General features: G+C 57.0%; 9 protein-coding genes. 7 read left to right on the top strand and 2 right to left on the bottom strand.

Annotated features, from left to right (window positions below):
* Positions 1-17: 17 nt before the first annotated feature.
* Together CU103_RS28300 and CU103_RS28305 are read right to left on the bottom strand one after the other, a co-directional pair.
* Positions 18-1,451, bottom strand: a complete 1,434-nt coding sequence (locus tag CU103_RS28300; protein ID WP_106667374.1) for a basic amino acid/polyamine antiporter — start codon at positions 1,449-1,451, stop codon at positions 18-20.
* Positions 1,452-1,693: 242 nt separating this feature from the next.
* The gene (locus CU103_RS28305; RefSeq protein ID WP_106667375.1) at positions 1,694-3,124 is read right to left on the bottom strand and encodes a basic amino acid/polyamine antiporter; all 1,431 of its coding nucleotides are present in this window, start codon (positions 3,122-3,124) and stop codon (positions 1,694-1,696) included.
* Positions 3,125-3,696: 572 nt separating this feature from the next.
* Here CU103_RS28305 and CU103_RS28310 point away from each other — a divergent pair.
* The 7 genes from CU103_RS28310 (at position 3,697) to CU103_RS28340 (ending at position 12,652) form a co-directional block, all read left to right on the top strand.
* Positions 3,697-4,011: a hypothetical protein gene (locus CU103_RS28310; protein WP_245449048.1), complete on the top strand. Its 315-nt coding sequence runs from the start codon at positions 3,697-3,699 to the stop codon at positions 4,009-4,011.
* A 35-nt stretch (positions 4,012-4,046) separates the two neighbouring features.
* The gene (locus CU103_RS28315) at positions 4,047-5,180 is read left to right on the top strand and encodes an efflux RND transporter periplasmic adaptor subunit (protein ID WP_106667376.1); all 1,134 of its coding nucleotides are present in this window, start codon (positions 4,047-4,049) and stop codon (positions 5,178-5,180) included.
* Positions 5,177-8,311, top strand: a complete 3,135-nt coding sequence (locus tag CU103_RS28320; RefSeq protein WP_106667377.1) for an efflux RND transporter permease subunit — start codon at positions 5,177-5,179, stop codon at positions 8,309-8,311. The genes CU103_RS28315 and CU103_RS28320 overlap by 4 nt, the downstream gene beginning before the upstream one ends.
* An 85-nt stretch (positions 8,312-8,396) precedes the next feature.
* Positions 8,397-8,600: a hypothetical protein gene (locus CU103_RS28325; protein ID WP_106667378.1), complete on the top strand. Its 204-nt coding sequence runs from the start codon at positions 8,397-8,399 to the stop codon at positions 8,598-8,600.
* A gap of 28 nt (positions 8,601-8,628) precedes the next feature.
* Positions 8,629-9,318: an HdeD family acid-resistance protein gene (locus CU103_RS28330; RefSeq protein WP_245449049.1), complete on the top strand. Its 690-nt coding sequence runs from the start codon at positions 8,629-8,631 to the stop codon at positions 9,316-9,318.
* A gap of 122 nt (positions 9,319-9,440) precedes the next feature.
* A complete protein-coding gene (locus tag CU103_RS28335) occupies positions 9,441-10,730 on the top strand; it encodes an amidohydrolase family protein (protein WP_106667380.1) in 1,290 nt (429 codons plus the stop codon).
* A 269-nt stretch (positions 10,731-10,999) separates the two neighbouring features.
* A complete protein-coding gene (locus CU103_RS28340) occupies positions 11,000-12,652 on the top strand; it encodes a putative bifunctional diguanylate cyclase/phosphodiesterase (RefSeq protein WP_245449050.1) in 1,653 nt (550 codons plus the stop codon).
* The last annotated feature ends 45 nt before the right edge of the window (positions 12,653-12,697 follow it).

Consider the following 12,697-nt stretch of genomic DNA (forward strand, 5'->3'; position numbering starts at 1 on the left):
GGACCTCCAGAGCTGAACTAGATTGTGATGTAACCGGACGCGAGCCCGATGAGCGCTGCGATGCAGCCGATTGCAGCAGCAGCGAAGATGAGCCAATCGACGGAGGTGTTGAACACAGCCTTGCGCTGCTCGCGCCGTGCCCAGAAGTAGAGCAAGGTACCCGGCGCATAGAGAAGCGCAGAAAGGAGAACGAATTTGAGCCCACCTGCTGCGATCATGAACAGTGTATAGACGGCCGCGACGCCGGCTATGATCAGATCACGCTGGCGCTCCTGAGGCTTGATTTCGTAGGTCTCACCGCGCCTTGCAAGCGTGACGCCGTAAGCTGCTACGAACAGATAGGGGATCAGCGACATGGCGCTGGTCAGGCTGAGCATCAGCGCGAAGGCATCACGCGACCAGTAGGTGCTGATCACAAAGAGCTGGACCACGCTGTTCGTCAACCACAGGGCAGCGGCGGGAACCCTGTTGGGGTTCTCCGTTGCAAACACTTTCGGCATGTCTTCATTGCGCGCGGCAATGAACAGTACCTCTGCGCAAACCAGCGACCAGGCGAGATAAGCGCCCAGAACCGAGATGATGACACCGACACTGATGAAGATCGCACCCCAGTGCCCGACCACCGCCTCAAGAACGCCGGCCATGGATGGTTGCCCCAGCGCCGCGATGTCGGCGCGCGCCATGACCGAATAGGGCAGAAGCGAAACCAGCACCATCAAAGCCGTTACGCCAATAAAACCCAGAATGGTCGCCGTACCCACGTCCGAGCGTTTTGTGGCATAACGTGAATAGTTGCTTGCCCCTTCAATGCCCAGGAACACGAAGACCGTCACCAGCATGGTGGCCCGAACCTGATCGAATATACGCGATTCCGGCATGCCAACGCCGCCCCAGAAGTTGACGCTGAACATGTCTGCCTTGAACATCACGATAAGGATCAAAATAAACGTGATGATCGGCACGATCTTCGCAACGGTGACGACCGTGTTGATGAAGGCGGCCTGCTGGACGCCCCTCAGGATCGTGAAGTGGAATATCCAGATACCGACCGAGGCGACAATGATGGCGACAATTGTGTTGCCGTCGCCGAATACCGGGAAGAACAGCCCAAGGGTCGACTTGATCAGGACCCAGTAGGAGACGTTGCCGATGCAACTGCCGATCCAGTAACCGAATGCCGAAAGAAAGCCCGGATAGTCGCCAAACCCGGCCTTGGCATAGGCGAAGACACCGGCGTCGAGTTCGGGCTTGCGCTCGGCAAGCGACTGGAATACGCGGGCGAGCATGTACATGCCGGTACCGGCGATACACCAGGCAATGATCGCCCCGAAAGGTCCCGTGGCGTTGCCGAAGGTTCGCGGGAGAGAGAAAATACCAGCACCGATCATCGATCCGACAACCATCGCGGTCAGTGCGAACAGCGAAAGTTTTTGAGGAGAGTCTGAAGTCATGATGTCCTCTTGAAAACTTTACCGAGATCCCGGCGCGCGACGGCTGGGAAACCTCACTATAGTGTTGTTAGGGTCTCCAAGGGATCAGCATAGAATCCCGTGACTAGTCCTAGCGTCCCGATTTTCCCAACGCCGTTGGAAACAACGCGCCTTTGGCCAAGCGAACCGATGCGGACTGGCCGGGCCAAAACGGCATTCGATGCCAAAGTATACCGTTTGCCAGACAGCCTCGCGACGCTCAGCTAGACTGAAATAAGACCTGTGGCGATGGCATGGATCGCTATGGCAGCGCCAAGAATTGCAACGGCGAACATGGCCATTTCGATTGGCGCAAACAGGGCTTTTCTGCGTTCCAGCCGTGCAATGATATATAGAATTGAGCCGGGACCATAAATCACGGCCGATAGCAGCAGGTGTTTCGCTCCGGCTGCGTAAATCAGGCCGGCCGTGTATGCCAGGGCTATGCCCGCACGCGCCAGATCGGTCCTGTGGCCAGCCCGATCCCTGTCATAGGTTTCGCCCGTCCAGGCAATTTTAAACCCGTAGGCAGCCACGAGGAGGTAGGGGATGAGGATCATCGAACTGGTTAGCTCGAGCGCCAGCCTGAACGCATACTGCGTAAAAAGCGTCAGGATCAGAAATGTCTGGACGACGATATTGGTGAGCCATAAGGCATTGGCCGGCACTCCGTTCCTGTTCTCGTGTGACAAAAACTGCGGCATGGTTTCGTATTTGGATGACGAAAACAGAATTTCTGCGGCGAGAAGCACCCACGACAGATAGGCGCCCAAAACAGAAATCAACAAACCCAGGCTGACAAATATTGCGCCCCAAGGTCCAACGACCGCTTCAAGAACGCCGGCCATAGACGGGTTGCGCAGTGCTGCAAGATCGGAACGCAGCATGACGCCATAGGACAGGATCGTAACAAGAGCAAGCAGGCACAACACGCCCAGGAACCCCATGAGTGTTGCCACACCGACATCATTGCGGTTGCGCGCATAACGGGAATAGACGCTGGCCCCTTCGATTCCGACGAACACGAAGACTGTCACAAGCATGGTCGCGCGGACCTGATTGGCGACATTGCTAAAATTCACATCCTCACCGCCCCAGAAATTGCTGGCGAATATATCAGTGTGGAATCCCTTGGCCACAAAGAAGATGAAAAGAAGAATCGGGATAATCTTGGCGAAAGTGACGAGGGTATTGATAGCGGCTGCACCCCTGACCCCGCGCAGAATGAGCGTATGAAAAATCCAAAGAAGGGCTGACGAAAAAACAATCGCCGTAAGTGTGTTGCCATCACCGAAAACGGGGAAAAACAAGCCAAGTGTCGACTTGATCAGCACGAAATACGAAACGTTGCCGAGACAGGCCGCCGACCAATAGCCAAGAGCTGACAGAAACCCGAGATAGTTGCCGAACCCTTCCTTGGCGTAAGCATAAATGCCTGCGTCCAAGTCGGGTTTTCGCCGTGACAACGTTTGGAACACGAAAGCCAGCATCAGCATGCCCGTACCGGCGATCGACCATGCGATCAGTGCACCAAATGGTCCAGTTACGCGTCCGAAGGCCTGTGGCAAAGAAAAAATCCCGGCCCCGACCATCGAGCCCACAACCATTGCCATCAATGTCCAGACGGAAAAATGCTCTTTCGTAGCTGAATCCATGTTGCTCACACGCTCGTGCCAAGATCGTCGTGTTAACCCGGCTGGCGCCGGGTTGTCACTCTAGCGCTGCGCCGGCGGCCTCGTAATCAGCATGGAATCCCAATACTATGCTCCACGTCTATTTCAGCCTGGAATGATTGCGAACCGAAGCGTGGCCACCCCGCCCGGCTATGCTCGTCACGCAAATATCTAAGTAAGCCAAACGGTCGTGAGAGATCAGGTCCAGTCAATGGCCTATGCCATGTCAGGTCGACTTTAGATCGCGAGGATCACCAGCTCGATAGCTCGCACTTCTTGCGTAAGGAATGCCAGCAGCGTCAGCCTAGCCATTCCTGGCCGCACGGAGGCACCGCAGCGTCACCACTGGGCTACCCCAATGATCGGCTGAGAATCCCAGTAATAAGCCGAGCATCCCAATCTTTGGCAAACATAGCAAAATCGGTTGAGACAAGCCCGTTCGTGGCTGTAACGTATTGTACCAGCTGTTTCGTCCGTGCTGACCTGCTTCATCGGCAGACCGTTACGGCCTTCGAGATTCAATGCTCCCACCGCCAATCGTCATGGAGGAAAGCTTGAAAAAGAATTTCTTTGTCACGCTCGGACTTGTTGTCAGCCTGCTGATGACGCCAGTGGCGCTGCCCACCGTCGCCATTGCCCAGTCCGTCAGCATCACCATCGGAACCAATCTCAACAGGGGCAGGGGGATAACCTGCAGCCAGGGCGAAAGGCTGCTGCGCAATCGCGGCTTTCGCAACATCCTGCGCATAGATTGCCGTGGTCGGTTCTTTGTTTATCGCGCATGGCGAGGAAATTCCCGGTTCGAGATTGCCGTCAGGCAAAGCAACGGCCGCGTCGTCGATGTCCGCAGGATTTCGAGAAGGAGGTAGTTCAGGTGCCAAACTTGAATTGGCTTCGAAGAACCATGTTGGCAGTCCTCGTTGCCTTGAACCTTGGAGGCGGTGCGATTGCTCAGGATGCTCCCGTGGTCGGTGTCGCGCCCGTGGCCATCGAAGACACCTCGCGCTCCACTGAATTCGTAGGGCGCGTCGAAGCGCTCAATACCGTCGATATTCTGACCCGCATCGACGGATTCCTGGAAAGCAGGCTCTTCAACGAGGGGTCGACCGTCCGAAAGGGACAAGATCTCTTCCTTGTCGAAAGGAGCAGTTACGAGATTGCGCTGAAAGACGCACAGGCTGCTCTCGTCGGCGCACAGGCCGCCTTCCTCGATGCCGAGCGGCAGCTGCAGCGAAACCGGTCTCTTATGAGCGGGCGAACGATTTCGCAATCCGTTCTCGAGCAGAGCGAGACTGCGCTGGAAAAGGCAAAGGCCACAGTCATGTCGGCTGAGGCCAGGGTCAGCCAGGCTGAGCTCAATCTCAGCTATACACGGATTGCTTCTCCAATCGACGGACGGATCGGCACCGCGGGTTTTGCGGTGGGGAGCTTCGTCGGAACATCGTCTGGTGCGTTGGCCCGCGTGGTCCAGATGGATCCGATCCGCGTGGTGTTTTCCGTCAGCGACCGGACGATAATGAATTTGCTCGCCGCAGCCGGAGGACTGAGCAAGGACCAACTTGGCCAACAGTTCACGATGGGGCTACGCCTGTCGAACGGCGATCAATACGGCCAGCCGGGCGAGATCGAATACTTTGACAATGAAATCGATGCACAGACCGGTACCATCGCCATCCGCGCACAGTTTCCCAATTCGCAGTCGCTTCTCATTCCGGGTCAATTCGTAACCGTAGTGGCGAAAGACGTTAAAGAGACGCTGCGCCCCGTGGTGCCGGTCGGTTCCGTACAGCAAGATCGCGACGGCAAATTTGTGTTTGTCGTTGACGACACGAGCCGCGTGGCGATGCGCCGCATAAGCGTGTCCGAGCAATCGGGCAGGAACTGGATCGTCGCAGACGGTCTGAAGGGCGGAGAGAGACTGATCGTGGAGGGCATCCAGAATGCCCCTCAGGGTTCCGTCGTAAAAGCCACCGACGTCAGCGGCGCGCCCGGGGGGGGCAGTTCCCCGATGCCGGCATCATCGGGGACGAAGCCATGAAAGACATCTCCGCGCCGTTTATCGGACGGCCGAGATTGGCCATGGTGATCGCTGTTGTCATGACCATTGCCGGGGCGCTGGCGCTCACGCAAATTCCCGTTGCCCAGTTCCCTCAGATCACGCCGCCGGAAGTGCAGGTCACGGCAAGCTATCCCGGCGCGAGTGCGAGCGTGCTTACCGACAGCGTCGGCGCGCCGATCGAGGATCAGGTCAACGGCGTGGAAGACATGCTGTATATGTCCTCATCCAGCAGCAACAACGGGACCTATTCGCTCACCGTGACGTTTGCAGTGGGCACCGATCCGGCGATAGCCCAGGTGAACGTGCAGAACCGCGTCGCCATGGCGACGGCGCGCCTTCCAGCTGCGGTCACGCAGACGGGCGTGTCGGTGCGTAGCCGCTCCTCAAGCATGCTGATGGGAATCGCACTCTATTCGCCCAAGGGAACAAGAGATGAGATATTCATCAGTAATTACGCGACGATCAACGTCAGGGACGCCATTGCCCGCGTGGCCGGTGTTGGGGAGGCAAGCGTCTTCGGACCTCTCTATAGCATGCGGATCTGGATGAATCCTGACCGCATGCAGGCCCTCGGCATCACGGCCGCCGACCTGACGTCTGCGATCCAATCCCAGAACGTGCAGGCGGCAGCGGGCCAGCTGGGATCTGCGCCTTCTGTGAGTGGTCAACAGCTTGAGCTTACGGTGACGGCGCGGGGCCGCCTCGCAAACGACACGGAGTTCGGAAACATCGTCATTCGCACGAACAAGGACGGAGCTATTGTTCGACTGCGCGATGTTGCCCGGGTGGAACTCGGCGCGCAGTCCTATGACACCGCCTCCACGCTCAACGGACAGACGAGTGCCACTGTCGTCATCTACCAATCCTCAGACGCCAATGCGCTTGCCGTCGCAAATGCAGTTCGCGCCCAACTGCAAACGCTTTCCACCCAGTTTCCTGAAGACATGGCCTATACGGTCGTCTTCGACACGACATCATTTCTGACCGAGACCATCAAAGAAATCGGCCTCACGCTCGCGATCACTTTCGCGCTTGTGGTCGCTGTCACCTATATCTTTTTGCAGGACTGGCGTGCGACAATCATTCCGACGTTGACGATTCCGGTGTCATTGATCGGAGCGTTTGCCGTTCTTTACCTGCTCGGCTATTCCGCCAATACGATCACGCTTTTTGCCATGGTTCTCGCCATCAGCCTCGTCGTGGACGATGCCATTATCGTCGTCGAAAACGTGCAGCGCATCATGAAAGAGGATCAACTGGGGGTACACGAAGCAACGGTACGCACGATGAGGCAGGTTACGGGCCCTATCGTCGCGACCACACTTGTGCTCGCGGCCCTTTTTGTCCCGATTGTTTTCCTGCCAGGCATTACCGGACAGCTCTATCAGCAGTTTGCGGTCACGATCCTCATCACCATCACCCTATCGACCATCAATGCCCTGACCCTGAGCCCGGCACTGTGCGTGCTCACGCTCCGGCCGCCGCAGCCCGCGCGCTTCAGATTGTTTAAATATTTCAATCGGGGTCTTGCCGCCTCGCGCGACTTCTATCTCAAATTGCTTTCCGCTATCGGCACAAGGCTGCCAGTCGCGGCGGTTGTCGTCCTTGCTGTCTTCGGCGGCATTTATGGGCTTTACCGTCTGCTGCCGACGGGTTTTGTGCCCGCGGAGGACCAAGGCTACCTGTTCGTCAACGTCCAGCTTCCGAATGCGGCCTCTCTCGAGAGGACGCAACAGACTCTGGCGAGCGTCGTGTCGGTGTTGCAGCGGACACCCGGCGTCGCCAACTCCATCGGCATCTCCGGTATGAGCATGATCGGCGGCAGTGGATCAAACACTGGCATGGTCATCGCCGCGCTGAAGCCATGGAGCGAACGCGGTTCAGGCGAGAGTGTTGACGCCGTCATGAGCCGCCTGCGCACGCAGTTTGCGAGGATTTCGACCGCGTCCATCGTGCCCTTCAATCCCCCGGCAATCCCCGGCCTCGGCACAACCGGCGGTTTCGACATGCGGCTGCAGGCGCGCGCCGGCCAAAGCCAGGAAGAGCTGGCTGAAGTGATGCGGGGGCTCATCGTCAAGGCAAATCAGACATCCGGGCTGGCCGGTGTATTCAGCACGTTCTCCGCCGACGTTCCCCAGGTCTTCGTGGATATCGACCGGAAGCGCGCGGAACTATACGGTGTTTCCCCGGCAACGATCTTCAGCGCACTGCAGGCGCATCTGGGCTCATCTTATGTCGATGACTTCAACATATTCTCACGGGTGTATCAGGTCCGCCTGCAGGACGAGCCGGAATTCCGCAGCCGGATTGAAGATATCCAGAGGTTGAGGGTCCGCAGCCAAAGGGGGGAACTGGTTCCCTTGCAGGCGCTCCTGACCGCATCGACGGCCTATGGCCCCAACGCCATCAGCCGCTATAACCTTTTCCCTGCTGCAGCGGTCAATGGACAGGCCGCCCCGGGAGCCAGTACGGGGCAGGCCTTGACAACCATGGCTTCACTGGCGGAACAGGTGCTGCCGTCCGGCTTCGGCTATGAGTGGACCGGACTAGCGCTTCAGGAGAAGCAGGCAGGCAATCAGATCACAATCATCGTGCTCATGGGTATCCTCTTCACCTATCTGTTCCTCGTTGCCCAATATGAAAGCTGGACTATCCCCCTGGCGGTGATGCTGTCGGTGACCGTTGCGGTTTTTGGCGCGCTTTTCGCGCTTCTCGCGAGTGGCATCGATCTTAATATATACGCTCAGATCGGTCTCCTGCTGCTGATCGGGCTTGCCGCGAAAAACGCAATCCTCATCGTTGAGTTCGCCAAGGAACGACGCGAGGAGAAAATGGGCACAATGGAAGCAGCCATGGCCGGAACATCCGAGCGGTTTCGGCCGGTGCTGATGACGGCCGCCGCATCCATTCTCGGGGTCATACCTCTTGTAATCGCGACGGGCGCGGGAGCCGGCAGTCGGCGCTCGATTGGAACGACTGTGTTCGGCGGGCTGATTTTGGGCACGATCGTGGGCCTTGTGCTGATCCCTGTTCTCTACGTTCTCGTCCAGACGATAAGGGAAACCGTGAAGCGCCGCCTGTTCGGCATTGGAGAGCACGCGATGGAATGAGTGACATCTCGAGCACTGATAGCAGAAGTGCCGTGATCAAACGGTCAGGAAGGTTGTTCTGGAACCAGCAAATCGGAGGTTCAATATGGCCAAAAACGGTCCCAACCCGATCTCATTATTCAAGAAGCTTGGCGGATTGATTGCCATCATCTTGGGGTTTCTGCTGACGGCGGCGGGTTACAGGTATGGATCGACCGAATACCTGACGACGGGTATTGCGCTGATTGCGCTTGGTCTGGTTCTTATCGTCCGCATGATTGTCCGGCGGAACCGCGGGCGGCAGCTATAGGCCACTGAGTGCGGGTTCTCTCAATTCATTGCGTGAAACCATCTTTAAATTTCACAAATCTGAATTCATGTTGTGGACGGGGGTAACGGCAATGGCGGATGCAGCCGTTGAGAGCGATCTTGGTTCTGATCCAAGCAGCATTGCACACAAAAAGTGGAAGGGCTTTCTTGTCCTTGGACTGGCTCTTTTTATTGGCGGCGCATGTTCGGTGGCCGTTCCAGCGGTTTCGACATTTGCATCAAGTGTTGTCTTTGGAATAATTCTTATGGCTGTTGGAATAGTGAAGATAATTCAATCGCTGCAGGTCAAGAACTGGACGGGCTTTGTCTGGCAAGAACTTACCGGGCTCGTGGAGCTGATTGGCGGTTTCATGGTTTATTTCAACCCATTGAAGGGGGCCATGGCGATCACCCTGCTTATTGCTTCGGTGATTTTCATTCAAGGCGTTTTCCAAATTGCGCTCTCATTCAAGGTAAGAAAAGCGCAGGGTTGGTATTGGTTCGCCGTTTCGGGAGTGGTTGCCTTTTGTGCAAGCGCAGGAATTTTGTTGAAATTGCCCCTGACAATAGGTTTGCCGGCTGGCTCCATTGCCGGAATCGCCTTAATGATCGCAGGTATAGCCTACGTTGCAATCGCCCTCAGTATCCGCAGAGCAAAGGCGCCAGCCGCCCACGAAGGTGTATCCCCAAACCGAGGTAACGACAATTTGCGGATTTAGGTTCAGAAACCACCTGAGCAGCGATTATGTTGTCGTCAGCGCTTTGGCTGTTCATGATCGTGGTTCTCTTCAAACGCAAGCTCGTCCGCTACTGACGTCGTTACGAGAAAAAGGGGCACCTCATGTTTGATGTAAAAATCACCGATGCAACCTTACCTGATGGCCGCACAGGCATTGATATCGGTGTGAAATCTGGCCAGATCGTCGCCGTCGAACACAAGTTGGGCGGCGATGCGGGTGAGATTATCGATGCCGGCGGCTTGCTTGTTTCGCCGCCCTTTGTCGATTGCCATTTCCATATGGACGCGACCCTTTCCGTCGGCCAGCCGCGGTTCAATGAAAGCGGGCGGTTGCTTGACGGCATCCGGATCTGGGGCGAACTGAAGCCGCTTCTTACCCATGAAGCCGTCATCGATCGTGCGCTGCGCTATTGCGACCTGGCAGTCACGCAGGGTCTGCTTGCGATACGCACGCATGTCGATATCTGTGATGAACGCCTTTTGGGGGTTGAAGCGCTGCTCGAAGTCAAGAAACGGGTCGCACCCTATATTGATCTCCAGCTCGTCGCGTTCCCGCAAGATGGCTATTACCGCTACCCAGGTGCCGTTGACTTGCTCAAACGCGCGCTCGATCTGGGCGTGGACGTGGTGGGAGGCATTCCGCATTTCGAACGAACGATGGCTGATGGCACGGCAAGCGTGAGAGCGCTTTGTGAGATTGCAGCAGAACGCGGCCTGATGATCGACCTGCATTGCGATGAAACCGATGATCCGCTGTCACGCCATATTGAGACGCTGGCTTTTGAAAGCCTGCGTCTTGGCCTTGGCGGACGTTCGACGGGCTCGCATTTGACATCGATGCATTCGATGGACAACTACTATGTCAGCAAACTTCTGCCGCTGATTGCAGAAGCCGGAGTTGCAGCGATAGCCAATCCGCTGATCAACATTGGCATACAGGGTCGCCATGACACATATCCGAAACGCCGCGGGATGACACGTGTGCCAGAACTCCTGGCCCATGGCGTTACGGTGGCTTTCGGCCACGATTGCGTGATGGACCCATGGTATTCTCTGGGACAGGGTGACATGCTGGAGGTGGCGAGCATGGGGTTGCACGTGGCGCAAATGACCAGCCGTACCGCAATGCGCCAATGCTTTGCTGCTGTGACTACCGAGCCCGCCAAAATTCTCAATCTTAAAGGCTACGGCCTTGATGTCGGGTGCAAGGCAGACATGGTGTTGCTGCAAGCCGTCGACACGATTGAAGCAATCCGCCTGAAGGCGACGCGTCTTGCTGTGATTAAGGGAGGCAAGGTGATAGCCAGGACGCCAAATCGGACCAGCGCACTGCATCTTGCTGGCCGCCCGGCGCGTGTTGATCCGGCAAGCTACGCACCGAAACTGGACTAGATCATAAAGACGCTTGCACGGATTGACGAGGTCAAACGACCTGCGCTCAACAGATGGCCCTAGATGGGTGGCCATTAACGCACAAAGCCAAAACTCTTTGTGCTCCCGTTTACGGTTATGCTATCTACCGTCAGTGTAGGGGTAGGACGATACGGATTTTTTCCCAATTTTGGAGCAGGCTTTTGCGCCGAAGGGCATCGAGTGACAAAGCAAAAAGGAAGCGGGCGTCAGGCCATTCAGCTGCAAGCGAAGCGCGTTTCGGAAACCTTTTGGCAAACACGACTGAAATTGTGTCGTTCTACGACCGCGATCTCCGGCTGACACACTCCTCGACTGACCTCAAGGGTACGAGTGGAGGCGTGGCCGCGCCAGGCGCCGCCATCTGGGAGATTTATCCAAGCTTCCGCGATCCCAAGCTTCGCGCCGCACTGGACCGCGTGCTCAACGGGGGGCCTCCGGCAAATGTTGAGCTGGAGGTATCGTCGAGCGAAGCACGCGGCCGTGTATTTCTCTTTGGTGCAGCCGACTGGCTGGGAATCATTGAAAGAACGTCGGAGCCTCGCAGACAAGGCACGGGGGAAACGCAAGAGCATGAGACGCTCCTGCATCAGGCCTCGCATGACCCGCTGACCGGACTGGAGAATCGTCGGCGGTTCAGTGAACGGCTACAGCAAGCCCTCTCGGGTGTCGACGGATCCAAGGAGAAGGTGGCCCTGCTGCAAATTGATCTTGACGAGTTCAAGGCCGTTAACGACACCCTCGGCCATGGCGCGGGTGATACGTTGCTTCAGCTCGTCGCAGACCGTATCCGCTACCAGTTGCAGGGGGGCGAGTCAGCATATCGCTATGCGGGGGACGAGTTTGCTGTCATCCAGTCGGGCAAAGAGCAGCCTGCCGAGGCCGAGCGCCTCGCCGTGTCGTTGGTCGATACCCTTAAGGCTCCGTTCCTCATCAACGGCATTCCGGTCTTCATTGGAGCGAGCATCGGGATCGCTTTCGGACTGGAGCACGGAACGGAGAGCGAGCAACTGATGAGGGCCGCGGACATTGCTCTTTACGCGGCCAAGCGGGATGGACGGGGTTGCGCGCGGATCTTCAATCGCTCGATGCTGCTGCTGCTTGAGCAGCGCGAAAATTTGCGCCGCAGCCTTCGGTCTGCGCTGCGCAATGGTGAACTCCATCTGGAATATCAGCCGATTTTTCGCCCCCCCTCATCGGTGGTGGGCTTCGAAGCGCTGTTGCGATGGCATCATCCCGAGGTCGGAACCATCCCTCCGAGTGTCTTTATACCGATCGCCGAAACCGACGGCCTGATGGATGACATTGGCCGGTGGGTTCTGGAACAGGCATGTCGCCAGGCAAGAACATGGCCTTCCTGGATGACGGTCGCCGTGAACCTGTCGCCCGCGCAGTTCCTGAGCGGAGCGCTCACTGACACAGTGGCACAGGTCATAGACGCGGCCGGACTGCGGGCTGACCGGCTTGAGCTTGAGATAACAGAGACCGTCCTGCTCGAAAAGACAGTCGACAATATAGACACGTTAAATACTTTGAATGTCTTAGGTATCCGCATCTCCCTTGATGATTTTGGCACCCGGTATTCTTCCTTGAGTTACCTGAAGAACTTCCCGTTCGATACTTTAAAGATTGATCAATACTTTATCAGTGATCTGGAAACCGACCAAAAGAGCCAGGCGATCGTGCGATCAATCATAGGCTTGGCACATGGTCTTGGGATGCGTGTTACGGCCGAGGGAGTCGAGACGCCGGGACAAGCGCGTTTCTTGATCGAGGAGGACTGTGACTATCTGCAAGGCAATTGGCTCGGGCGGCCACTGCCAGGGGAAACCACGCGCGATTTTATCCGAGGGTCCGTGCCGAGCGCAGTTGGAACGAGCGAGGGGCAGAACCGGGCGATGTAGGGCGCGGAATTTTTAGAACAGGAAGGGTCTGGTTTGGAGAGGAGC

The organism is Phyllobacterium sophorae (assembly GCF_003010965.1).
In the GTDB taxonomy this organism is placed as follows: Bacteria; Pseudomonadota; Alphaproteobacteria; order Rhizobiales; family Rhizobiaceae; genus Phyllobacterium; species Phyllobacterium sophorae.

Excerpts from the sequence above, each read along its gene's own strand:
- CU103_RS28335 (WP_106667380.1), top strand. The coding sequence starts at position 9,441 with ATGTTTGATGTAAAAATCACCGATGCAACCTTACCTGATGGCCGCACA.
- CU103_RS28315 (WP_106667376.1), top strand. The coding sequence starts at position 4,047 with ATGTTGGCAGTCCTCGTTGCCTTGAACCTTGGAGGCGGTGCGATTGCT.
- CU103_RS28300 (WP_106667374.1), bottom strand. The coding sequence starts at position 1,451 with ATGACTTCAGACTCTCCTCAAAAACTTTCGCTGTTCGCACTGACCGCG.
- CU103_RS28325 (WP_106667378.1), top strand. The coding sequence starts at position 8,397 with ATGGCCAAAAACGGTCCCAACCCGATCTCATTATTCAAGAAGCTTGGC.
- CU103_RS28305 (WP_106667375.1), bottom strand. The coding sequence starts at position 3,124 with ATGGATTCAGCTACGAAAGAGCATTTTTCCGTCTGGACATTGATGGCA.
- CU103_RS28320 (WP_106667377.1), top strand. The coding sequence starts at position 5,177 with ATGAAAGACATCTCCGCGCCGTTTATCGGACGGCCGAGATTGGCCATG.